Source organism: Alcaligenes sp. Me129, assembly GCF_050487245.1.
GTDB classification, from domain to species: domain Bacteria; phylum Pseudomonadota; class Gammaproteobacteria; order Burkholderiales; family Burkholderiaceae_B; genus Alcaligenes; species Alcaligenes phenolicus.
This window is the reverse complement of record NZ_JBKQGX010000031.1, coordinates 1-23,379: the sequence shown is the minus strand read 5'-3', so window position 1 is coordinate 23,379 and position 23,379 is coordinate 1. Positions and strand designations below refer to the sequence as shown.

Annotated in this window: 22 protein-coding genes; 19 read left to right on the top strand and 3 right to left on the bottom strand. The window is 60.2% G+C overall.

Annotated features, from left to right (window positions below; all coding sequences use genetic code 11):
* The first annotated feature begins 251 nt into the window (after positions 1 to 251).
* A complete protein-coding gene (locus ACLPGZ_RS19315; protein WP_041863569.1) occupies positions 252 to 1,397 on the top strand; it encodes an acyl-CoA dehydrogenase family protein in 1,146 nt (381 codons plus the stop codon).
* Between the two features lie 51 nt (positions 1,398 to 1,448).
* Positions 1,449 to 2,516: an MBL fold metallo-hydrolase gene (locus tag ACLPGZ_RS19310; RefSeq protein ID WP_012248113.1), complete on the top strand. Its 1,068-nt coding sequence runs from the start codon at positions 1,449 to 1,451 to the stop codon at positions 2,514 to 2,516.
* Positions 2,517 to 2,526: 10 nt separating this feature from the next.
* Here ACLPGZ_RS19310 and ACLPGZ_RS19305 read toward each other — a convergent pair whose 3' ends face one another.
* Complete coding sequence (locus tag ACLPGZ_RS19305; protein WP_012248114.1) at positions 2,527 to 3,747, bottom strand: phenylacetate--CoA ligase family protein; 1,221 nt, start codon at positions 3,745 to 3,747, stop codon at positions 2,527 to 2,529.
* A gap of 27 nt (positions 3,748 to 3,774) precedes the next feature.
* On the bottom strand, positions 3,775 to 4,563 hold the full coding sequence (locus ACLPGZ_RS19300) for an enoyl-CoA hydratase/isomerase family protein (RefSeq protein ID WP_012248115.1): 789 nt from the start codon (positions 4,561 to 4,563) through the stop codon (positions 3,775 to 3,777).
* A 185-nt stretch (positions 4,564 to 4,748) separates the two neighbouring features.
* On the opposite strand from ACLPGZ_RS19300, the gene ACLPGZ_RS19295 reads away from it, so the two are divergent.
* The 12 genes from ACLPGZ_RS19295 to ACLPGZ_RS19240 all read left to right on the top strand — a co-directional run bounded on the left by ACLPGZ_RS19295 (position 4,749) and on the right by ACLPGZ_RS19240 (position 18,340).
* The gene (locus tag ACLPGZ_RS19295; protein WP_012248116.1) at positions 4,749 to 5,846 is read left to right on the top strand and encodes a CaiB/BaiF CoA transferase family protein; all 1,098 of its coding nucleotides are present in this window, start codon (positions 4,749 to 4,751) and stop codon (positions 5,844 to 5,846) included.
* Between the two features lie 123 nt (positions 5,847 to 5,969).
* Complete coding sequence (locus tag ACLPGZ_RS19290; RefSeq protein WP_012248117.1) at positions 5,970 to 7,208, top strand: thiolase family protein; 1,239 nt, start codon at positions 5,970 to 5,972, stop codon at positions 7,206 to 7,208.
* 64 nt (positions 7,209 to 7,272) lie between these two features.
* Complete coding sequence (locus tag ACLPGZ_RS19285; RefSeq protein ID WP_012248118.1) at positions 7,273 to 8,826, top strand: class I adenylate-forming enzyme family protein; 1,554 nt, start codon at positions 7,273 to 7,275, stop codon at positions 8,824 to 8,826.
* 90 nt (positions 8,827 to 8,916) lie between these two features.
* The gene (locus ACLPGZ_RS19280; RefSeq protein WP_012248119.1) at positions 8,917 to 9,678 is read left to right on the top strand and encodes an SDR family NAD(P)-dependent oxidoreductase; all 762 of its coding nucleotides are present in this window, start codon (positions 8,917 to 8,919) and stop codon (positions 9,676 to 9,678) included.
* A 134-nt stretch (positions 9,679 to 9,812) separates the two neighbouring features.
* Positions 9,813 to 10,613, top strand: a complete 801-nt coding sequence (locus ACLPGZ_RS19275) for an ABC transporter ATP-binding protein (protein WP_012248120.1) — start codon at positions 9,813 to 9,815, stop codon at positions 10,611 to 10,613.
* 8 nt (positions 10,614 to 10,621) lie between these two features.
* Entirely contained in the window at positions 10,622 to 12,577 is a 1,956-nt protein-coding gene (locus ACLPGZ_RS19270) for an AMP-dependent synthetase/ligase (protein WP_321291600.1), read from the top strand.
* Positions 12,574 to 13,458 carry a branched-chain amino acid ABC transporter permease gene (locus ACLPGZ_RS19265; RefSeq protein ID WP_012248123.1) on the top strand — a complete coding sequence of 295 codons (885 nt, stop codon included), beginning with the start codon at positions 12,574 to 12,576 and terminating at the stop codon, positions 13,456 to 13,458. The genes ACLPGZ_RS19270 and ACLPGZ_RS19265 overlap by 4 nt, the downstream gene beginning before the upstream one ends.
* 3 nt (positions 13,459 to 13,461) lie before the next feature.
* Positions 13,462 to 14,514, top strand: a complete 1,053-nt coding sequence (locus ACLPGZ_RS19260) for a branched-chain amino acid ABC transporter permease (RefSeq protein WP_012248124.1) — start codon at positions 13,462 to 13,464, stop codon at positions 14,512 to 14,514.
* A gap of 74 nt (positions 14,515 to 14,588) precedes the next feature.
* Positions 14,589 to 15,851 (top strand): ABC transporter substrate-binding protein, encoded by a 1,263-nt coding sequence (locus ACLPGZ_RS19255; protein WP_429641867.1) that lies wholly within the window; start codon positions 14,589 to 14,591, stop codon positions 15,849 to 15,851.
* Positions 15,852 to 15,908: 57 nt separating this feature from the next.
* A complete protein-coding gene (locus tag ACLPGZ_RS19250; protein ID WP_041862736.1) occupies positions 15,909 to 16,697 on the top strand; it encodes an ABC transporter ATP-binding protein in 789 nt (262 codons plus the stop codon).
* A 26-nt stretch (positions 16,698 to 16,723) separates the two neighbouring features.
* On the top strand, positions 16,724 to 17,521 hold the full coding sequence (locus ACLPGZ_RS19245) for an enoyl-CoA hydratase (RefSeq protein WP_041862737.1): 798 nt from the start codon (positions 16,724 to 16,726) through the stop codon (positions 17,519 to 17,521).
* A 54-nt stretch (positions 17,522 to 17,575) separates the two neighbouring features.
* Positions 17,576 to 18,340, top strand: coding sequence for an SDR family NAD(P)-dependent oxidoreductase (locus tag ACLPGZ_RS19240; RefSeq protein WP_012248128.1), 765 nt, complete (start codon positions 17,576 to 17,578; stop codon positions 18,338 to 18,340).
* A gap of 22 nt (positions 18,341 to 18,362) precedes the next feature.
* Here ACLPGZ_RS19240 and ACLPGZ_RS19235 read toward each other — a convergent pair whose 3' ends face one another.
* A complete protein-coding gene (locus ACLPGZ_RS19235) occupies positions 18,363 to 19,307 on the bottom strand; it encodes an NAD(P)H-dependent flavin oxidoreductase (RefSeq protein WP_012248129.1) in 945 nt (314 codons plus the stop codon).
* A gap of 358 nt (positions 19,308 to 19,665) precedes the next feature.
* Between ACLPGZ_RS19235 and ACLPGZ_RS19230 the strand changes: the two genes are divergently transcribed.
* From ACLPGZ_RS19230 to ACLPGZ_RS19210, 5 genes are all read left to right on the top strand, one after another.
* The gene (locus ACLPGZ_RS19230) at positions 19,666 to 20,376 is read left to right on the top strand and encodes a TetR/AcrR family transcriptional regulator (RefSeq protein ID WP_429641864.1); all 711 of its coding nucleotides are present in this window, start codon (positions 19,666 to 19,668) and stop codon (positions 20,374 to 20,376) included.
* A gap of 51 nt (positions 20,377 to 20,427) precedes the next feature.
* Positions 20,428 to 21,105 carry a hypothetical protein gene (locus ACLPGZ_RS19225; RefSeq protein WP_012248131.1) on the top strand — a complete coding sequence of 226 codons (678 nt, stop codon included), beginning with the start codon at positions 20,428 to 20,430 and terminating at the stop codon, positions 21,103 to 21,105.
* Positions 21,106 to 21,129: 24 nt separating this feature from the next.
* Positions 21,130 to 21,507 carry a hypothetical protein gene (locus ACLPGZ_RS19220; protein ID WP_012248132.1) on the top strand — a complete coding sequence of 126 codons (378 nt, stop codon included), beginning with the start codon at positions 21,130 to 21,132 and terminating at the stop codon, positions 21,505 to 21,507.
* A gap of 442 nt (positions 21,508 to 21,949) precedes the next feature.
* Complete coding sequence (locus ACLPGZ_RS19215; protein ID WP_041862738.1) at positions 21,950 to 22,156, top strand: DUF6494 family protein; 207 nt, start codon at positions 21,950 to 21,952, stop codon at positions 22,154 to 22,156.
* 761 nt (positions 22,157 to 22,917) lie between these two features.
* The gene (locus tag ACLPGZ_RS19210) at positions 22,918 to 23,331 is read left to right on the top strand and encodes a peptidoglycan-binding domain-containing protein (RefSeq protein ID WP_050978206.1); all 414 of its coding nucleotides are present in this window, start codon (positions 22,918 to 22,920) and stop codon (positions 23,329 to 23,331) included.
* Positions 23,332 to 23,379 lie beyond the last annotated feature (48 nt).

Genomic DNA, 23,379 nt, shown 5'->3' with positions numbered 1-23,379 from the left:
ATCGGAACCTTCTCTTTGCCCCCAATGGTTTGGGACTCTAACAGCAACTGAGGTTCCAACTATTCTGACAGCGGGGGAGGGTAAGAGGCGGGAACATAATTGACCGAAGAGTAAAATTCATGTTCAATAGGTAAAACGATCTTCCAATAAGTCGAAAATTGGTGAGAAAAGTGCTCCGGAAAGCCCGGCAGCATATGGCACGCATTGATCACTACAACAAGGCGCCGCAAGGCTCCATTCAAGGAGATATGATGTCCGATACTTCCGCAGTCTTCCTGAGCGAACAGGAAGTCATGATCCGCGATTCCGCCAGAAAGGTGGCCAACGAAGTCGTCGCAACGACCGCGGCCGCGCGCGATCAGTCGCAAGCTTGGCCACATGACGAGCTGAAATCTGTGGGTGAACTCGGCTTTATGGGTATGTTGGTGCCAGACGAGTATGGCGGGTCGGGCGCAAGCTTTGTCGAATACTGTCTGGCCATTGAAGAGTTCGCGGCGGCGGATGCTGGATTTGCGACTATCGTTCATGTCCACAACAGTCTGGGTCTGACGCTGATGTGGTCGGCTAGCGAAGAACAGAAGCGTAAATACTTGCCAAAGCTTGCCAGCGGTGAGCACATTGGCGCCTTCTTGCTTACCGAGCCTCACGCCGGATCCGACACCGCGGCATTTCGCACCTCCGCGCGACGAGATGGCACTGAATACGTCCTGAACGGCAGCAAGCAATTCATTTCGAACGGCAGCGAGGCAGGCTTGGCGATCGTGCTTGCGGTCACCGATCCAACCGCCGGCAAGCGCGGAAAAAGCTTGTTCCTAGTCGACCCGAAGCAGCCCGGATACGAGGTCGCACGTGTCGAAAGTAAATATGGTCAACACACCGCACATCTCGCGCAGATCGAATTGAAGGATTGTCGCGTCCCAGCCGGAAATCTCATTGGTGCCGAAGGCGCAGGCTATCAGCAAACGATGGCATTACTGTCGCACGGCCGTGTCGCCATTGCGGCGCAGGCCGTTGGGGTCGCTCGTGCCGCGCTGGAGGCGGCCTTGCGGTACGCCAAGGACCGGGAAGCGTATGGCGCCCCGATCATCAACTTGCAGGCGGTCAGCTTCGACTTGGCAGACATGGCGATGCATGTAGAGATTGCCCATCAGTATGTGTTGCATGCCGCACGCTTGGTCGATGCGAACGTTCCATGCGCGAAGGAAGCGTCGATGGCGAAGCTGTTCGCTAGCGAGATGGCGGAGAAGGTGTGCTCTACCGCGCTACAACTCCATGGTGGGTACGGCTACCTCAAAGATTTCCCGGTCGAACGCTATTGCCGGGACGTCCGTGTCTGCAAGATCTATGAAGGCACGAGCCATATTCAGAAGCTCATCATTGCGCGTAGTCTGGCCTAGGAATAACGCCGGGCGGATGTAATAAGGCCGGCGTATCGTGAGGAGTCCGCCATGAACACTGAAGACGAAGGTAGCACAGCTGCCAAGCTTGGCCTGACATATCCGTGCGGAGAGGTTCCAGAGGCGGGAACCGCCAGGGAAATCGCGCAGGGGGTGCAGTGGATACGCATGCCCCTGCCGTTCCAACTCGACCATATCAACATGTGGGCAATCCGTGATGGGGCCGGCTGGTCGCTGGTGGATACCGGCATCTGGTCGCCCGATACGGCGGCGGCTTGGCGCCGGTTGTTTTCCGGTGTGCTCGGGGATCCTGTGACGCGCGTCTTCGTCACCCATATGCATCCCGACCATATCGGCATGGCGGGCTGGCTGACCCGGAAGTTTGGCTGCAAGCTATGGATCAGTCGCCTGGAGTACCTGAGCTGTCGCGTGCTAGGCGCCGATACCGGTCGTGAAGCGCCGGAGGACGCCGTGCAATTCTATCGTCGGGCCGGCTGGAATGACGAAGACATCGAAAACTACCGTACGCGGTTCGGCGCCTTCGGCAAGATGATCTATGCTTTGCCCGACAGTTATCGGCGCCTGCGGGATGGCGAAGAGCTTTATATCGGCGGACGGCTCTGGCGCGTCGTGGTGGGCACGGGGCATTCGCCAGAGCATGTTTGCCTGTACTGCCCTGAGCTAAAGCAGCTGATCTCGGGCGACCAGATATTGCCCCGCATATCATCCAACGTCTCGGTATTTCCCACCGAGCCGGAAGCTAACCCACTCTCAGACTGGCTGGATTCGCTTGAAAAACTGAGGCGCGAAGTCCCGGACGACGTACTGGTGCTTCCTTCACATAATGAGCCGTTTCATGGCTTGCATCATCGGATCGACTCTCTTTTGCAGAGCCAGCAGCGCGCGCTCGAGCGGCTGCGGAAAGCTCTGTGCGAACCGCGGCGTGTGATCGACGTATACGGGGCACTGTTCGCCCGGGCTATCACCTCGGACCACCATTTGATGAGCATGGCGACGGGAGAAAGTTTGGCCCATCTCAACTATCTCGTAGCCCGAGGTGAAGCTTCGGTGCGAATCGGAGACGACGGCTGCGCCTGGTATCAGATGACCGCCGCCTAACAGCGATTCGCTAAGTACCGCTCTTGCGATCTACCACTAGTACGGTTTCCGCCGCCAGGGCATCGGCCGCTAGCCATTCGAAGTGATCGGGCTTGAGCCGGGACAGGGTCTGGAATTCCTGGGCCACCGTCTGCGCCAACGAATCCTGTCGTGCCGAGGGTTCGACCGCCAGGCGTAGTGTGACTTCCTCGCGGTTGCCGGGGCAGGTGATCACCGCCTGAGCGGCGCGCACTCCAGGAATGCGGATGGCCAACTCCTCCAGTTGCCGAGGATAAATGAAAATTTCCCTGGCCTTGACCGCCTGCCCGACCCGGCCCTGTATTTGGCCGATCCTGCTAACACATCCGTCATCACCGGTTTCGAGGGCGCAAGCGACGTCGCCGGTGCCGAAGCGAATCAGTGGCCAACCGGGCGAAAGCGTGGTAACGACGATTTGGCCCGGCGTGCCCGCAGCGACTGGCAAGCCGGTGACTGGGTCGCAAATCTGCACCAGACGGTCTTCGTGGATTGCATAACCTTCTTGGCCCTTCTGTTCGTAGCCAATCAATCCAAAATCGCCGGTGGCGTAGGTGGAGAAGGTTCGCATGCCATAGCGCTCCTCGAGGCGGCGGCGCTTGCCCATCCAATCTCCCATCTCGCCGCCCAGTAGAGCAGAGCGCACTTTCCAAGCTCGCGGCAGCTCGTGACCGAGGCCCTCCAGTGTCTCGACCAAGGTCATGAAAAAAGCGGTGGAAGCGCAGATGCAGGTGACACCCAAGTCGAGCACAATCTTCGCCTGCAATTCGGCGCCGCCAGTCCCGGCAGGAATGACGGTGGCGCCGCAGGCGACAATGCCCCGGTCAAGCAGAAGGCCGGCGGGAACGAGGTGATAGGACCAGGTGTTCAGAACGCGGTCGCCCGGCCCTACACCGGCAGCCTGAAACACCCGTGCAAAACCATGTCCATCCCGGTCGGAGCGCAGGTGCGGTTCGTTCAGGGGGCCGGGCGAGACAAAGATGTGCGCGATATCCTCTTCCCGAGCGGCGAGGAACCCGCCGAACGGCGGATGTGATTGCTGAAGCGCTAGCAGTTCGTCCTTGCTGGTGACCGGCAGACGTGTCAGATCCTGGGCGGTGCGCAGGTCGGCTGGCGTCATCCCGGCTCTTTCATAGATTGCCCGTATGGCCGGTGCCATCTGCCAAGCGGTTTCCTGCGTGGCACGCAGGCGGGCGAAGCGGTCGAGGGGTGTCATGGTCTCTCTCCTCACAAACAGGCGTTCCTAGCGACCGGTGAACACCGGCGCTCTTTTCTCGTTGAATGCGGCCAGGCCTTCCTTCATGTCCGCGCTATGGGCATGCACCTCGGAAGCCAGCAGTTCTAGCCGCAAGGCCGATTCGATCGGCTGGGCCAGTCCATCATCAACCAGTGCCTTCATTCGGCGCAAGCCAAGAGGGCTCTTCCGGGCTAACGTGGCGACCAGCTCGCCGGTAGCGGAAAGCAGCTCCGCATCTTCCACCACCTTGTTTACCAGGCCGGCGGCCAGCAATTCCTCGGCCGGCAGGAATTCTCCCGTATAGAGCAGATACTTCGCACGACTCGGTCCTATCTTTCGCGGCAGTCGTACCGATCCGCCGCCGCCCGGAAGCAAGCCGTAGTTGGCGTGCGCGTCGCCCAGCTTGGCCGAGCGGGCCGCGATGACCAAATCACAGCACAGTACCAGCTCGAGGCCGCCGGCTAGCGCCAAGCCGTTGATTGCGGCAATGACCGGCATCGGAAAGCTCTCCACGCGGTTCATGAGGGCCAGTACCTCGCTCAGGAAGTGCCGTGTTCCATTGTCGGTGTCGCCGACCTGGCTTTGCACGTACTTCAAATCGGCGCCGGCGCAAAAAGCGCGTCCATTGCCGGTCAGTACCACGGCACGTACGCCGTCAGTGTTCTGCGCCTGATCCAAGGCTCGGGAAATTCCGGCCAGCACCCGTGGCGTCAATGAGTTCATTGCTTCAGGACGGTTTAGGGTAATCCACATGGCGCCGTCGCGCACCTCGGAAATGATCTCTTCCTCATTCATGGGCTGTCTCCTCTGGTTTGGATTGAGTGTCTTATCTTGAACTATTTTCTTCCAATTGGAAAGTCAAATAATTATGTGGTAATTTATCTTACCAGTCGGTAGAATCAAAACTCGAATTCTCTACCGTGCTGTGGAGTTCACAAGTTCGGATCGGTGGCTTTTTTGTTTCGCATGAGAGGAAAGCAATGATTCTCCCGCTTGAAGGCATACGTATTCTTACCCTGGCCGAACAGTATCCCGGGCCGTTCGCCACTCTGGTGGCTGCCGATCTCGGCGCCGAGGTAATCATCGTTGAACGAAGCTCCGGAGACCCGGCGCGCCAATATCCTGGCTTTCACGCGTCACTGAACCGGAACAAGAAGTCGGTGGTGCTGGATCTGAAGACGGAACAGGGCAAGGAAAGTCTGCGTAGTCTGATACGTGACGCCGACGTCCTGATGGAGGGATATCGGCCCGGGACTATGGCTCGCCTCGGATTCGATTACGCCGCCACAGCCACAATCAATCCACGCATTGTCTATCTGTCGATCTCGGGATTCGGGCAAACCGGCCCTTACCGCGATCGGCCGGCACACGACTTGTCATATCAGGCGCTGGCCGGCCTCCTGTCTCGCCAGGCGAAAACCGGCCGAATCGAAGCACCGCCGGACCTTGCAATCGGCGACCTGTCATCCGCAATATTCGCATTGACCGGCATGCTGTCGGCCCTGCTGCGCCGCGAGCGCACCGGCCAGGGTGCATATATTGACGTTTCCATGACTGACTGCTTGGTTTCATTGATGACCGCCATGCTGGCGCCGCGCATGAACGGCATGAATGAGGGTTTCGTCAACGATGAGCCAGGTTACGGCACGTTCGAATGCGCGGATGGAAAGTTACTGACGCTGTCAATCGCGCATGAGGACTGGTTCTGGCAACCGCTGTGCCCGCTGTTGGGTATGGACGACGTGGCCGCGTTGCGGCATCCAGAGCGCGTCGCCGAGCAGACCGTATTGCGAGCGCGAATCACAGCCGCTTTGAAGCACCGATCGCGAGAAGAATGGGGCGCCGAGCTAGACCGGGCCGGCATTCCGTGGGGAGCGGTCAATTCCCTGGAGGAAGTGGTCGCCGACGAGCATTTCCGGCATCGCGGCATGTTCAGGCAAGTGGCGCGTAACGACGGCGGTTCTTCTTGGCACGTGGCACAGCCGTTGGTATTCGGAGGCTTCCACCCGGGGCCGCTGACCGACGTTTCTCCCTTGGGCGCGGACACGGATGCCGTGCTGGCCAATCACAAAAGATAACTCATAAGTTAATACTAATTACCCGTTAGGTATGTTATTTACTCTGCGGTAAAAAATGTGTATGGTGTCTGCAAGGCCGTTGTGCAGACAAAGAAAACAATCTGGATGATGGAGGAGTGACACATGGAACAGATTTATGTGGTGGGCGTTGGCATGACGCCGTTTGGACGCCACCTGGATGTCAGCATGAAGGCCCTGACCCGACAGGCGGTCGAAGCGGCGTTGGCCGATGCGGGACTTGGCAAGGAGGCGCTGGAAGCGGCTTTTTTCGCCAATGCGTCGCAGGGCCACATGGAAGGCCAACACATGATTCGCGGTCAGGTGGCACTGCGCGCGATGGGGTTGGGTGGCATCCCGGTTGTCAACGTAGAGAATGCTTGCGCCAGCGGAAGCAGCGCTTTCACTCTTGCGGTTAACCACCTGCGCGCCGGAGCCGCCGATGTGGCGCTGGCAGTCGGCACTGAAAAGATGTACTCAGCGGACCGCGACCGCATGTTCTCGGTGTTTGACAGCGCCTGGGACGTGCACGAGGCCGAGCAGATCCGCGAGCGCTTGCTGCAACTTGGTGCGGGTGTCGCGGTCCCAGAGGGGAGCGTCTCGTCCAAGCCGTACAGCGTTTTCATGGATGTGTATGCTGCGTTCTCCCGCGCGCACATGAAGCGCTTTGGCACAACGCAAAGACAGCTTGCCGCGGTGTCAGCTAAGAATCACGCTCACTCCGTTCACAACCCTCTCTCGCAATATCGCAATTCATATACGACCGACGAGGTTCTGGCGGCCCCTCCAATTACCTATCCGCTGACCTTGCCGATGTGCTCGCCGATTTCCGACGGATCTGCCGCCGCCGTCGTTTGCACCGCAGCGGGCCTCAAGCGCTGGAATATCGACCCGTCGCGCGCGATCCGTGTACTGGCCTCGATCGTCCATACCGGGTCAGACCGTGAGGATGCCGAATACCGCAATCACTGCACCGCCCTGGCTGCGCGCCGCGCATACGAGCTGGCCGGCGTGGGGCCGCGCGACATCTCGGTGGCCGAAGTTCATGACGCCACCGCGATGGGAGAAATCATTCAGATCGAGAATCTCGGTTTCTGCGAGTTCGGTGAAGGCGGCCCATTTTCGGAGCGCGGTGAAACCAGCATTGGCGGTCGGATTCCGGTCAATCCCTCCGGCGGCCTGGAGTCCAAGGGACACCCTGTAGGCGCCACCGGTATCGCCCAGGTGCATGAGTTGGTGACCCAGTTACGCAACGAGGCCGGCGTCCGGCAGGTGGCCGGCGCGCGACTGGCGCTGGCTGAAAACGGTGGTGGGCTTCAGGGCATCGAAGAGGCGGTCGCCTGCGTCACCATCCTGGGTCGCTAAAACATCAATCGCAAGCTGCAAGTTGGCGCAGACCGGCGACGCAGCTTGGACGAGGAGACGAAAATTGCGTTTAGCAGATTATTTCGACGCGGCCGCGGCGAACTTTCCGCGCCATGAAGCCTTCGTGGATGGGCGAACACGCCTAGTCTACAAAGAGGCACAGGCAATGGTGCACGCCACGGCGCACGCTCTGACCCGTGAGCCGGGGCTACGCGACGGTGCTCATATCGCGATCTATGCGCCCAACGATTACCGCATAAGTTTGCTACAGACTGCGGTCAACCGGGCGGACATGGTATGGGTCGCATTGCATACGCGAAATTCACCCGCCACCAATCTGGCGATGCTGGGATACGCCGACTGCGACCTGATTTTTTTCCATAGCAGCTTCGAGCATCTTGTGCCGTCCTGGAAGGCTGACCTGTCGCAAGTGCAGCGCTTCATCTGCATCGATCGGCCGTCCGAGCACGGGGAGTTCCTGGACACCTGGATTGCCGCACATCGCGAGCCGTACGTCGCTATGCCGGAAGACCCCCAGCGAGCGACGGTACTACAGCCGACCGGTGGCACGACTGGCCCGTCAAAGGGTGCGCTACATTCCCACCGCTCGCTGGAAATGACCCTGATTTCCATCTTCGATATGCTGAAGATTGACTCGGGCTCTCGTATTCTGGCCGTCGCGCCTCTGACGCATGCCGCCGCCATGATCACCTTGGCCGGCGCCGCCCGCGGCGCTTGCACGGTGGTGCTGCCCGGCTTCGACGCGCAAGCGGTTCTGGCCACGATCGAGCGCGAGCGCATCACCCATCTATTCATGCCGCCTACCGTCGTGTACGCCCTGCTCGCGACGCCGCAAGTCGCGATGACGGACCTAAGCCCGCTACGTTGCCTGGCAGTCGGCGCCGCCCCGATTGCGCCGGAAAAGCTGAAGGAAGCGGTGCGGGTGTTCGGGCCAGTGATTTATGAGGTGTACGGCCAGAGTGAATGTCTGTTTCCGGTAGTGGCCAAGCAGCCGGAGGACTACATCCGTGCAGACGGCAGCTTCGATGAGGAGGCGCTACGCTCAGCCGGGCGCGCCGTTCCCTATGCCCGCGTCGAAATCATGGACGACGACGGCAAGCTGCTCGCTCCCGGCGAAAAGGGCGAGATTGTGGTGCGATCTTCGATGGTGATGAAGGGCTATTACAAGAAGCCGGAGGAAACGGCAGAAGTGTCTGGATTCGGCTGGCATCACACCACTGACGTCGGCATCAAGGATGCGCGCGGGCTAATCACCATTGTCGACCGCAAGAAAGACATGATCGTCAGTGGAGGGTTCAACGTCTTTCCGAGCGAGATCGAAGCGGTGATCAACACTCATCCTGCTGTTTTGGACTGCGCCGTTGTCGGCGTGCCCGACGAGAAATGGGGTGAGGCGGTGAAGGCGGTAATCCAGCTGAAACCTGGCCATCAGGCTAGCGGCGATGAACTCATTTCTCTCTGCAAGCGCGAGCTCGGCAGCGTCAAAACACCGAAAAGCATTGAATTCTGGGACGAACTGCCACGCAGCGCTGTCGGCAAAGTGCTCAAGCGCGACATACGGGAAAAGTACTGGCAGGGCCAGTGGCGCTCAGTGTAACTGATCGAGCGCCACTTCAATAGGAAAGGCGCGCCCGACCCGAGAGGCCGTTTCATAGACATTTACTTCAGACAAAAAGGAAATTAGTACATGAACGTCAACAACAAAGTCGCCGTCGTCACGGGAGCCGCTTCTGGCCTAGGATTGGCCACCTGCAAGGCCTTGGCCGCAGCGGGCGCCAGGGTGGTGGGCTTCGACCTGGATGCCAAGACTGTGCAGGCCGCGCTGGCTCCGGATATCAGAGGACTGGCGGTCGATGTCGCCAACGAGGCCGATATAAAGACTGGTATCGACACCGTTCTGGAGCTGCACGGCGCCATCCATATCGTGGTCAATTGCGCCGGCATCCTCGGCCCTTGCAAGACATTGTCGAAAGGCCAGATGTTCCCGACCGAATTGTGGGAACGCGTTATCGCTGTGAACCTGAGCGGCACCTTCAACATGATCCGCCATGCGGCGCTTGCCATGTCGCGCAACGAACCGGATGAGAGCGGCGACCGCGGGGTCATCGTCAACACCGCGTCCGGCGCCGCCTGGCAGGGCCAAATGGGGCAGGCTGCATACAGCGCCAGCAAGGCCGGCGTCATTGGCATGACCCTGCCTATCGCACGCGACCTGGCCGAGCATGGCATCCGCATGGTGGCGATCGCGCCAGGCCTATTCGATACCGGCATGGCGGCGGGCATGCCGCCTAAGGTGGCGGACAAGCTCATCAATAACATGGTGCTGTATCCGGCGCGCATGGGGCAGCCGGAGGAGTTCGCCGGCCTGGTGCGCCATGTCGTGGAAAACTCTTATATCAACGCCACTACCATCAGCATCGACGGCGGCGGTCGCGTCGGCACCCGTTAGCGGGGTCGCCACGCCGGAGGCGCTGGGAGGAGCGCCGGCAGAGAAGGAACTGCGGCACGTGGGCTACGCGCCGGCGCTGCGAATAAAACGACAGGAGACGAGATGAGACAAGGTATCAACGCAGCGGGGGCGGCATGAGCGCGCCCCGGGCCGCGACGCAAGGTGCGCCCGTGGTGCTGGCCGCGGAGGGAATCCGCATGGCATTCGGTGGCATCGTTGCGCTCGACAATGTGTCGGTCGAAGTCCGCGCCGACGAGCTGTTCGCCATCATCGGCCCAAATGGTGCCGGCAAGACTTCCCTGATGAATTGCCTGAGCGGATTCTATCGCCCGCAGCAGGGGCGGATACTGCTCAACCAGCAGGACATCAAAGGCAAGCCAGTCCACGAGATCGCGCGATCAGGGCTGGCCCGGACGTTCCAGGGTACACACATTTTTTCCGGCATGAGCGTGGTGGACAACATCATGGTGGGCCGCCACATCCACATGCGCGCCACATTGCCCGAAGCGTTTTTCTATTTCAACCGCACCCAGCGCGAAGAGTTCGCGCATCGCGAAATCGTCGAAGAAATCATCGAGCTGCTGGAAATTCAGTCGATCCGGCACCAGCCGGTTGGAAGCCTGGGTTACGGCTTGCGCAAGCGGGTCGATCTTGGTCGCGCCCTGGCGCAGGAACCGAAGATCTTGCTGATGGACGAGCCGATGGCGGGCATGAACTCGGAAGAGAAGGAGGACCTCGCCCGCTTCATCCTCGATGTGCGGGAGGCAAAGCGCATTCCAGTCGTGCTGGTCGAACACGACATGGGTGTCGTCATGGATCTGGCCGATCGCATCGCGGTGCTCGATTTCGGCCGCAAGATCGCGGATGGTACGCCCGCCGAGATCCAGGTCGATCCGGCGGTCTTGAAGGCCTATCTTGGCGACGGAGGAAAATGATGTTACCCATGTCAACGCTTCCGCAACTGCTCCAGCAGCATGCGGACCGGACGCCGGAGCGCCTGTCGCAGCGTCACAAATATCGCGGTATCTGGCGTGAGTTCAGCTTCGCCAAGGTCCAGGAAAACGTGCGCGAGCTGGCACTCGGCCTGCATCGACTCGGTATGCAGCGCGGTGAAACGATTGCCATCATCGGTGAAAACGAACCCGAGCACTTCTGGGCTGAATTCGCGGCTCAGGCACTGGGTTGCAAGGTCGTCTCACTTTACCCCGACCTGACAGCGGAGGAGGTTGCCTACGTTCTGGAAGACAGCGAAACGGTGTACCTATTCGCCCAGGACCAGGAGCAGGTCGACAAGGGCTTGGCTATCAGGGACCGTCTACCGCTCCTGCGAGGGATCGCCTATTGGGACGATACCGGCATGTGGTCCTATCGCGAGGATGTGCTGCGCACGGTGGCCGGATTGCAGGAGGAGGGCCGGCGCCTGCATCGCGAACAGCCTGAGCTGTACCGTGCCTTTTTGCAAGAGGGCAAGCCCGACGACATCGCGGTGCTTTCGTACACTTCAGGGACAACCGGCAAGCCCAAGGGCGTGATCCTGAGCCACAAGTACCTGATCGACAATGCGCAGCGCGTCATCGACGCCACCGGCGCCAAGCCGGGCATGGAATATCTCACTTATATCGCTCCAGCCTGGGCGACCGAGCAGATCATCGGCATCACGCTCGGCGTAGGCCTGCCCTTCGTGGTGAATTTTCCGGAGGGGCCGGAACAGGTGCTGAGCAATATCCGCGAACTGGCAGTGGAAGCGATGGTGTTCGCGCCGCGCCAGTGGGAAAGCCTGGCATCGACCATGCAGGCGCGCATGCTTGATGCCGGCAAGATCAGCCGCCGCGTCTACGAGTGGGGCCTAAGCGTGGGCCACGAAGTCAATGTCGCACGCCTGGAGGGGCGGCCGATCAGCACGCGAGCGCGGCTGGCATTCCCGCTGGCCGAGGCGCTAGTGCTGCGGCCGTTGCGCGATCAACTGGGTCTGACCCGCCTCCGGATTGCCGGCTGCGGTGGTTCGACCATGGCGCCGGACGTGTTTCGCATGTTCCATGCGATCGGCGTGCCTTTGCGTAACATCTACGGATCAACAGAAACCGGCCTGCTGACCATGCATCAGGGCGACTGCTACGACCTGGAAACGGTTGGGCACTGGCTGCGCGCTCATCCCGATGCCGATGCGCCGCTGGAATGGCAACTGACGAAGGAAGGCGAGTTGCAGCTCCGAGGTGGCACGCACTTCCGCGGGTACTACCGGCGTCCCGACGCCTCCGCCGAAGTGATCGTCGACGGCTGGATCTGCACCGGCGACGCGGTCACGCGCAGCGGACGCGACGAATTGGTGTTCTTGGAGCGCATGAGCGATCTACGGCGCTTGGCGTCGGGGGAAAGCTTTCCACCGCAATTCGTCGAAACGCGGCTACGCTTCAGTCCGTTCATCAAGGACATCATGACGGTCGGCGACGCCACGCGCGAGTTCGTGGTGGCACTGATCAATATCGACATGAACGTGGTGTCGCGCTGGGCCGAGGAAAAGAATCTCAGCTTTTCCACCTTCACTGACTTGTCACAAAAGCCCGAAGTGGCGGACTTGCTGCGCACCGAGATACAGCGTGTCAATTCCTTCCTGCCGGCCCATGCGCGGGTTCGCCGTTTCGCCAATTTCCCCAAGGAGCTAGACCCGGACGAGGGGGAGTTGACGCGTACGCGCAAACTGCGGCGCGAATTCCTGGAGCAGCGTTACGCCGCCGTGATTGACGGTTTGTACGCCGGGGCCGATGCGGTCGATATCAAGATCCCCGTCACTTATCAGGACGGGCGCCAAGGCAGCCTGGCCGCCCAGGTAGCCATTCACGACAGCGAGACACCCGCGCAGCGGCACGGGAAAGCTGTCGTTCAGCGGAGGGTAGCATGATTGAGTTTCTGAATTACCTGATCAACGGCGCACTGATCGGCTTGCTGTATGCGCTGATCGCCATGGGTTTCGTGGTGATTTACCGCGCTTCCAAAGTGTTCAATTTTGCCCAGGGCGAGCTGGTCGTGTTCGGTGGCTTCCTGGTCTGGTGGATGGTCATGGAGCTCGGCCTGCCGATGTGGACCGGCCTGCCCTTGGCATTTGCGGCCGCCGCCGCATTCGGCCTTCTGATCGAGCGTCTGTTTTTCTCGCGCTTAGTCGGGGAATCGGTCTTCTCGATGGTGATGGTAACCATTGGCCTGCTGATCCTGATCCGCGGCGTCATCCTGGTTGCCTTTGGTCCCCAGGTGCGGCCGTTCCCCATCGTGTTTCCCCTGGCGCCAATCATGGTCGGCGACCTGCTGATTCCGCGCTCATTGTTCTATGGGGGACTTCTGACCATCGTCATCGGTTTCAGCCTGTCCTGGTTCTTCAACAAGACACGGGCCGGCCTGCGCATGACCGCAGTGGCGGAAGACCACCAGGTCGCGATGTCGATGGGAATCTCGGTGCGGCGCTCGGTGGCATTCGCCTGGGCCCTGGGTTCAGTGCTCTCGACCTTGGGTGCGATCGTTTACTTGAGCGGGAAATCGCTCAACCTGCTGACCTCGGAAATCGGCATGGCCGCTTTGCCGGTCGCACTCTTGGCCGGCCTCGAATCGATCGGCGGTCTGTTGCTGGCGGGGTTGCTGGTCGGCATCGTCCAAGGGCTGGCCATGGCCTACCTCGATCCCTTGGTGGGCGGTGCGGTCGGTTCCGTGCTGCCGTTCGTCATCATGCTTTTAGTGCTGCTGATCAGGCCAACCGGCATGTTCGGCTGGAAGACTATCGAGAGGGTATAAATCATGGATCCAGCAGGCGTATTCGCAACCAGCTTTGCCGGGGATCAGGCGCTGATCCGCACTTCCAAGCAGCGCTGGACCCTGGTTTTGTTCGCGCTGTTCATGATGGCCATGCCGCTGCTGTTCGAGCCGCGCATCGTCGCCATCGTGACCACCATGCTCATCACCGTGGTGGTGGTGCTCGGCCTCCAGATTAACACCGGCCTGGCGGGACAGATCAACCTCGGGCAAGCCGCGTTCATGGGCGTCGGCGCCTACACCACAGCAATCCTGGCCAGCAAGGCCGGATGGCCGATCTGGGCAGCGTTGCCGGTGGGCGGCGTGGCGGCGGCCGTATTCGGCTTTATCTTCGGCATGTCGGCGGTCCGCATCAAGGGCTTCTACCTGGCCCTGACAACGATCGCGGCTCAGATTCTGTTCCATTTCCTGGTGCTCAACCTGCCCGCTTCCTGGCTCGGTGGTTCGGCCGGCATCACAGTACAGCCGGCGGAGATTCTGGGGTTCCGTTTCGATTCGGACCGCTCGATCTACTACCTCTGCTTAGCGGTGGCGGCGCTTATGCTGTTCGGGGCCTACAGCGTGGCGCGAAGCCGGCACGGACGCGCCTTTCTGGCGGTACGCGACGACGATGTCGCTTCCGGGATGATGGGCATCAACGTGGTGCGAACCAAGGCCGTGGCATTTCTGCTGGGCGCCTTTTATGCCGGCATTGGCGGTGGCTTATGGGCGTATTACGTGCGCTTCGTCGCGGTCGATCAATTCACGCTGTTTCACTCAATCTGGCTAATCGCCATGATCATCGTCGGCGGCGTCGGCTCAATCACCGGCGCCCTGATTGGTGTGCTGGTGATCAAGCTGTCGCAGGAAATCATCAGTTCGGCCGGTTCCACCATCGTGGAGCTTGTGCCGTTCCTGGGTGGTGACATCGTATTCGCCGCCATGAACATCTTCCTGGGGGCGATGATCGCCGGCTTCTTGATTTTCGAGCCGCGCGGCCTGATGCACAGATGGCAAACCATCAAGCGCTCCTACCGCTTGTGGCCATTTCCCTATTGAAGAAAATGGGAGCGGCAAGATACGCCGTCTCCCTTGTCGGTGCGTTTGTTCAATAACTATCAAGGAGATGAAAAATGGGTGCTTTCAATAAAAAATTTAACAAACGTCCGGTCCAGTCGCGTGCTTGGATGTTCGCCGCGGCTGGAGGGTTAAGCATGTTGTTTGCCGCCGCCGGAGCGCAGGCCCAGACCACCTACAACCTCGCCGGGCTGGCCGATTTCACCGGCCCCTACGCCGACATCATGAAGGACGTCACTGGCTGTCGCCGCGGGGTCGTCGACTGGTGGAACTCCGAGGTCGGGAAGGAACTGGGCGTGGCGCTGAAGATTAAGGATTACGACACCCGCTACGACGTGGCGCAGGTGGCGAGCCTGTGGCCAGGGGCCAAATCGGAATTGAATCCGATCCTGGTGTTCGGCATCGGCGGACCGGATGCCGCGGCGTTGCAGGAGCGCCTGCCTAATGACAAGGTGCCGATGATCATGGCCACCGCCGGCTACAGCTACGGCTGGAAGCCAAATCCCTGGGTTTTTAATGCGCGTCCCACCTATCCGCACGAAGCGACAGCCTTCATGGAGTGGTTCCGCAAGAAACGCGGCGGCGACGGTGCCCTGAAGCTGGGCATCATCTCCTCGGAAGCTTCGCCCGCCTACGTGGATATCCATAAGGGCATGGAGAAGTACGCCAAGGAAAACCCGAAGCTGTTGGAAGTGGTTGAAACCATCTACACCGAAGTGCAGCCGACGGACTTGACACCCCAGGTGGCACGCCTGGTGCGCAAAGGCGTGGAAGTCATCCAGATCCAGACCAACACGGCGGCGGTGGTAGCGACCCGGCGCGCACTGCAAAGCCTGGGCAAGACCAACATCCCCATCATGATGAGTGCCCATAACAGCCTGCTGGCGTCCGGCAAGGCCATCGGCGGTCTCGCGCAAATGGAAGGCAATTACGAAGCCTACGGCATGGCGATCCCGACCGAGGACAAGACCACGGCGCGCGGCTTTTATGAAAAGCTGCGCGACAAGTACAAGGTCACCGCCGGCTACAACGTTCCCTGCCTGATGGGCCTGAACCAGGCGATCGTGGCGGTGCGCACGATCGAAAACGCGGCAAAGGCGGTGGGTCCGACCAAGCTGACCGGCGAAGTCGTGCGCAAGACGCTGGTGACGACCCCGATCACAGCCGAGCAAAGCTTCGGCGTACTGCCGACGTTGACCTATTCCGAAGACGCGCCGTTTCCAACGCGCGGCCTGACGGTGAACATCGGCACGGTGCAAGGCGGCAAGTACACGATCGTGGACCAAAACGTGGCCGTTCCTGTCCTGAACAAATGGTAAGACCTGCGTGACGCGCCCCGCCCCTTGCGGGGCGCGTGAACTGCTTGGGAGAGACACTTGCTTGAATTGAATAACGTGGAAGCGCTGTACAGCGACGTCATCCTCGCCGTGAAAGGAATTTCGGCTAAGGTTCCGAAAGGGAAATGCGTAACCTTGCTAGGCGCCAACGGGGCTGGTAAAAGCACGACCCTGAAGGCCATTTCGAACCTGATCAGTTGCGAGGACGGCCGGGTTTCAGGTGGCGGCATTTCCTTCGATGGTGCGCCGCTGACCAATCAGGAGCCGGCGCACATCGTCCGGCACGGCATCGTGCATGTGGCCGAAGGTCGGCAGGTGCTGCGACACATGACGGTCGAGCAGAACCTTATCGTCGGCGGTCACATGGTGGGCGGCGCCGAGGCGCGCCGGCGCCTGGACCAGGTGTACCAGCGCATCGGCCGCCTCGCAGCTTTGCGCGGGCGTACCGCGGGCTATCTGTCGGGCGGCGAACAGCAGTTGCTGGTGATTGGCCGCGCCATGATGGCTGACCCCAAGCTGATGATGATTGACGAGCCTTCGCTAGGCCTGGCGCCGCTGATGATCGAAGAAGTGTATGCCTTGCTGGCGCAATTGAAGGCGAGCGGCCTCACGCTATTGATCGTGGAACAGAACACGCGCGTTGCGCTCGACTTGGCGGATTACGGCTACGTTATGGAAAACGGCCGCATCGTGCTTGAAGGCGCCGCCGCCTACCTAAAGGCGAACGAGGATGTGCGCGAGTTCTACCTCGGCCTCACCATGGATGGCGAACGCAAGAGTTATCGTGACATGAAGCATTACCGTCGTCGCAAGCGCTGGCTCGGCTGAGCTGGGAAACCATGGAGGAGGAAAGCATGACTGATTCGCAGGAGGAACTGGTTACCCGCTCGGACCGTGGCGCGGTGAGCTTTCTAGCCCTGAACCGGCCGCAGCGCGGCAACAGCCTGTCGGTGGCGATGATCGATGCACTGCACCGGCGCCTGCTCGAGCTGCGCTCAGAAACCGGCATCGGCGTGATCGTTCTGAGCGGTGTCGGGCAAAGAATTTTTTGCGCCGGGCACGACCTGACCGAGTTCAACGATGAAACGGACCCTGAATTCTTCAAGGCCGTTTCTGTGCGCTGCTCGGCCATGATGCAAGCGATGCGCGAGCAGCCGCAAATCGTAATCGCGCGCGTGGAAGGCGTCGCCACGGCCGCGGGCTGCCAACTGGTAGCCAGTGCCGACTTGGCGATCGCCGCCAGCGACGCCCGATTTGGCACGCCGGGCGTAAACATCGGCCTGTGGTGCCTGACACCGATGGTGGCGCTCGGGCGTGGCCTCCTGCCCAAGCACGCCATGCAAATGCTCGCCACCGGCCGTCTGCATGATGCCGAGTTTGCCTTGCGCGCTGGCCTGGTTAACCAGGTGGTGCCAGCAGCCGAGCTGGATGCAGCGGTTGCGGCACTGGCAAACGAGATTGGCAGCAAGTCCACATATACGCTGGCGCTCGGCAAGCAGGCGTTTTATCGGCAGTTGCCGATGCCGCTGGCGGATGCCTATGAGTACTGCGGTGAAGTGGTGGCACGCAACATGGCGCATGCCGACGCCAAGGAAGGCATCCGCGCCTTCGTGGAAAAGCGCGCTCCGCAGTGGATCGGCCGGCAGCCCTGAATCATCCCGAGGCGCTCGCCGCGGTAGCCGGCGCCCCTTCAATCATGGAAAAATATGATGGAAAACCTGTTTAGCCTGCACGGCAAAACGGCTCTCATCACCGGAGCCTCGAGCGGGATCGGCCAGCATGTCGCTGGCGTTTTTGCGCGTGCCGGCGCCACGGTGGTTTTGGCTGCGCGGCGCATGGATCGCATCGAGGCGGCAGTCGCCGCCTTGCGTGAGCAAGGCCACGCCGCCCATGGGATTTATCTCGATGTCACCCGGACAGAGACGATCGCGGCGGCCTTTGATCGTGCGGAGCAGCAGTGCGGAGCCCCCATCGATATCCTCTACAACAACTCGGGTGTCATCCACGTCAGCCCCTTCGTCGAGCAAAAGGAAGAGGAAATAGCGCGCATCTTCGATACCAACTTAAAGGGCGCCATGCTGGTCGCACAAGAGGCAGCACGTCGCATGCTGCCGCAGCGCGCGGGAGCAATCGTCAACATCGCCTCGGTGGCCGGCATGCGCGCTGGCGGCTGGCTCGCGAGCTATGCAGCGTCGAAGGCGGCGTTGATCCACTTGACTAAGGTGATGGCGCTCGAACTGGCGGCGAAGGGGATTCGTGTCAACGCGATTTGCCCCGGCACGATCGAGAGTGACATGCACGATGCCTTGAGCGATTTCCAAGAGGGTTTGCTCAAGCGCACACCACTGCGGCGCTTCGGCAGGCAGGACGACCTGGACGGCGTGTCTTTGTTGCTGGCGTCCGATGCAGGCCGCTACATTGTAGGTGCGGCGATACCGGTGGACGGTGGGCAGGCGCTGGCCTGGATGTGAAAAAGGGCGGGGGTGCGACTACTCAGACGGCGGATTGGTTGAACTCCTTGATCAGCGTCCTCACAATCTCGGCGGCCGGCTCGACGGTGCGCACCGTGCCCACTCCATGGCCGGCGCTCCAGATATCGCGCCAGCGCTTGCCTTCGCTTTCCTGACCAGGGATGCGAAAAATTTGGTCGTTGTCGTGCTCTGGATACAGGCCGTAGCGTTCCAAGCTGCTACGCAGGAAATTACCAGGCATGCCGGTCACCGCCGTGGTCAGGACGATGTCGTCCGCACTGCTAGCTGCCAACGTGCGTTTATAGTCTTCCGAGGCGAGACTTTCCTGGGCCGCTAGGAAACGCGTTCCCATGTAGACGCCATCAGCGCCGAGTAATTGCGCGGCCCGTATTGCCCGGCCATCCGTGATGCCCCCGGCCAGGACGACGGGGCCATCGAAAAAGCTGCGTACTTCCCGAAGAAAGGCGAAGGGATTGATCCACCCCGTGTGTCCCCCGGCGCCGGCGCACAATAGGATCAGGCCATCTACCCCCGCCTCGATGGCTCGGCGTGCGTGCTTGACCGTCGCCACGTCGCAATACACCTTGCCGCCATAGTCGTGTATTGCTCTGACTGCCGGTCCCGGGTTCCCGACGCTCGCAATGACCAGCGGTACACGATGCCGCACAAGGATGGCGAGATCGGTGTCACGCCTGCTGTTGCTTGCATGCATGATGAGATTGACTGCGTAGGGGGCCACGATTTGTTCAGGCTTTGCCGCGCGGGCAGCGGCGAGCGATGTCTCTATGTCCACGAGCCAATCTTCCAGTAATTCTGGCGTGCGGGCATTAATCGATGGGAAGGAGCCGATCACTCCAGCCTTGCAGCAGGCGGTTACTAGTTCGGGACCAGAGATGAGAAACATCGGCGCCACGATGACGGGCACGGCATGCGGTCGAGGAACATACGAGGAGCGATTGAATATCATGGATGAGCTGCCATTACTCAGTCTGTCAATGAATCCAGCGGCTGCTGACTTCCTGGGTACGCGGCAGTCATCCAAAATCTGCCTGGCATGAGCGTCAGCGTGCACTGGTATAAAATCTACTTATTAGTCAATAATATTACTATTCGGTTAGACATCCGTCCACAGCGACTTTCTAGTCTGAGCGCGACGGAAGGGTACAGGTTTCGCTCATCATTGGTGTTGATGTGGAAATGCAACTGCAACGTAGTGGAAAGCGCCTCTCGTAATAGGGCGCAGCGAGCCCGGGTCTTATAATTGAATCTTTGGTAGGGCCTTTTATCGGCAAGTAGACTGTCACCGCACAGCGACGAGGGAAAAAATGAAAAAGGTTGAAAGCATCATCGAACGCGCTGAGGCGAAGAAGGCGGGTACCAAGAGGAAGGCAATAGCGCCCAGACGATGGAACAATTTGGTCAAGAGCCAAGACGAGCAATACCAGTTGAAACGGCAGGCGGTGATCGCAGAGGCCTCGCGCGCGTTCGGACATCGTGGTTACCAGAACGTCTCGCTGGACGAGATCGCGAAAAGCCTAAATGTGACCAAGCCGGCCTTGTATCACTACTTCAAGAGTAAGCAGGAGTTGCTATACGAATGCCACAATCTCTCGATGGAGATCGGCGATATGGCGCTTGAGGAGGCGATGACAACAGGGAAAAATGGCCTCGAAAAACTTGAGAATTTTGTGTCGATATACATTCGAGACTTTGCCAGCGAACTGGGAGCTTCCGCCGTCCTTCACGAATACAGCGGGATGACACCTAAAGACCGCAAGCAGATCATGGCGCGCCGTCGGCAATTCGATCTTCGCCTGCGCGACTTAATACAGGAAGGTATAGACGACAAAACTATTGCCGAGTGCAACCCGAAACTCGCCGTATTCTGGTTCATGGGCGCGATCACCAGCATTCCACGCTGGTACAGACTCGACGGCGATCTCTCCGGCGCCGACATCGCTCAAACTTTCGTTCACTTTCTCGTGAAGGGAATTCAAGGTCAGGGGTTATTTGACGGTGGTGAGTGCAGTACCTGAATTGAGCGGACATGGAAAGAGGTGGCCGATATATGAAGAAATGGTCGAGCCGTGTCCGATATCCGGTCAGACATCCGCTGGCGCGAAGACCTCCTGAAAGGCGGCCCGGTCGAGCGCCAATCCGTGCTGGATTTATATGCGCGTGTGGACCGGTGGACCGCACCCGTTGCGGTCGCCGATGATGCGACCCTCACCTGGGCGGAACTGACCAGCCGGCGCATGGGCGAGAAGCAAGCCATCGAGTCGCTGATGCAGGCCATTGCGAACGGCGCTGTGAAAGCCGTCGCACATGCTCGAACACTGGGCGAAATGTCCTTTCTGAGGGCGGACGTGTCACGGTATTTCGGCACGCCGCTGCTCGAGGCCGGCATGTCGATTCAGCAACTGGCCAAAGCGACAGGCTGGAAATGGGAGTCCATCGCGCACTGGGTGGACGAAGGGCTGCTGGCGTCCGAGTCGATTCAACGCCGTGGCCAGCCTTGCCGGGTCGTGTTGCCGCATCAGTTGCTGGCGTTCCGCCAGAGCTATATCCCGCTGGCAGACCTGGCTCGCTCCATGGGTACAAAGTCGTCAGCGCTGTCTCGCTTGCTGCCCGGCGTCGAACTGGTCGGTGCGAAACAGTTGCCAGATGGTGCCATGCGCGGCGGACTGATTCGAATCGCCGACCTCGGCCGGCTGGCGGTTATCGGCGCGAGAGCCGGACATGACCTGTTCGTGCCCGCGCCGTAGTTCCTTGTCCAGCAGGAGGCGGCCATGACGAATGAACATGCTATGCCGGAAGATTTCCTGCGGGAGACGCAGGCGGGCGCGCTTGCAGGCTCGCGTCCGAAACTGCTGCTGCGCAAAGTTGGCAATAAGTACTTTGCTGGTTTGACGCCTGATGAGTTGTACCAGCAGTATGCCGCGGGCAAAGACCTGGCGCAACAGCTTGCGGTCTACACCCAGCGCAAAATTGACACCAAAGGAGGGGGCTTCGATGAGGGCTTGCGCCGGGTCGAGTTGGGCGTCGAGAACAAGGTTCGCTCCGGCGCGTGGGATTTCTCTGCCGCAGAGAGTTCGTGGCGCATGTCACGCACACGGCAAATTCTGAAGGATGCAGACTTCCGCGCTGCCGGCGAGCCAAGCGATTAGCGGATTCTGGATTGACTGGCAGAAACCGTTGCTCTAACTTCGACCATCAATCTGCTCAAGCTGACTCGAACTACGACCCGCGCGAGAAAGCGCTTACACTAAGCGAGAAAAGGCGCGGTTGTTTTGAGTTTCGAATAAATGATGGTGCGGACAAACCGGGGAGGAAAATGATGTCATCAGACAATCGCATCGACTTGGACGTCGCACTTCGCAAGCTCCATGAACTCGCACTGGCAGACGGCGACCTAGGTTATGAATACTGGGACCAAGTCGGCCAGTTGCTTAGGCGGGCCGCTAGCATGCAGTCGCAAATCGACTCGCTGTCCCGGGAACTTGAAATGTGTCGGGCGCAGCAGGACAAATGGCCAACCGCTGCAACCCATACGAATCCCGTCCAGTAGAGAAGGGGGAGCGTGCTAAGGGGCATTTGGAAGAGGGAATCATGAACGAAGAAACATTCAACCTGAGTCTGCGCAAATTTCTGAAGATGGTGGGCGTCAGCTCCCAGAACGAAATCGAGAAAGCGGTCGCCAGCGCGCTGGCCGAGAAGGCCATAACCGGGAATGAAAAGCTCCCTGCCACGATGACGCTTGAGATTGCCGGCGTCAAATTGAATGTGACATTCGAGGGCACTATCGCTCTGGAGTAGACAGGGAGTGTCCGTGACGGCGCGCCCAGTAGGTAGGTGTGCTGAAAAACCATGAGCCACGGGGCAAGCCGTTGGCCACCATGATTTCCACCCACACTGTGGCACTCCGATAAGCCCATAACAGGCTCTAGTGTTCAGACATAGCACGCAGTAATCCGCTACTTTTCAGACAAAACAAGCGGTAATCAACTACTTTTCAGACATTTTTACCCAGCATCGCTGGGTAATCGAGTGCTTTTCAGACATCGAGGGTAGGTTTACGCTGTCAAGGCGTCCTTGGTCAATCTGTCCAAAATTCCGAGTTACCAGGCTGGGGCGGAATCTGAGGTGGGAGGAGCGGCCGCCCGGGCAGAAAAAGCCACATGTCTGTGTTGTACGTGTGCCACCACCAGCAACGGGCCAGAAGCGCCTGCTCGTGCCCGCCGCTGGTTTACGGACCAACCCCGTGCGCTATGCCGCTTGACGCAAGTCTGCTGCCGGCTCGACAATCATCGGTCATGATCCCACGGCCTTCTTCTTGCACGCGCTTACTCGTCATCACGGCGGCAGCATTCTTCAGTCTTGCCTTACCTGCGCATGCACAGGCCACGTCAACGGAGCCCGGGCTTCGCCTGACTTCCGCTCGGACGACGGCTTCCGAGGCCGCCGCGGCGCAAACGCCAGGCCCTGCGGCGCGCCACAGCGCACCCACGGGGGCCCAGGCCGCCACGCTGCGTGCGATCGGCGGGTCAGGGTCACTCACGCAGGAGCTGCGCTACCGCGTGAAGTCGCCGCAAGTGCGCGAGTTGCAGGTGCGGTTGCGGCTTGCCAAATACCTTGCGCTGTACGATGTCGACGACCGCTTCGGCATGCTCACGCGAGAGGCGGTGCTGAAGTTTCAACGCGACAACGGATTCCGCGCCACCGGCATGGTCGACCAGCAGACCTGGGACACGCTGCTACTGCGCTCGCGCGTGCCGACCGAAGCCGAGCTGAACAACACCGACGTCGGTTCTTGGTTCACGGCGCCGGAGCAGACCGGTTATATGAGGGAGTTGCAGCACCGGCTGCGCCAGGTGGGGCTGTACCAAGGCGCGGTCGACGGCACATTCAACGACACCACCCGGCGGGCGATCGAAGCTTGGCGCGTCCGCATGGGCTTGCCCGCGGCGTCTGTCAAGGCAGTTGGAACCTGATTCATGCGGCCTCTAATACTGGATCGGTGTCTTGCTCATGTTGATCCG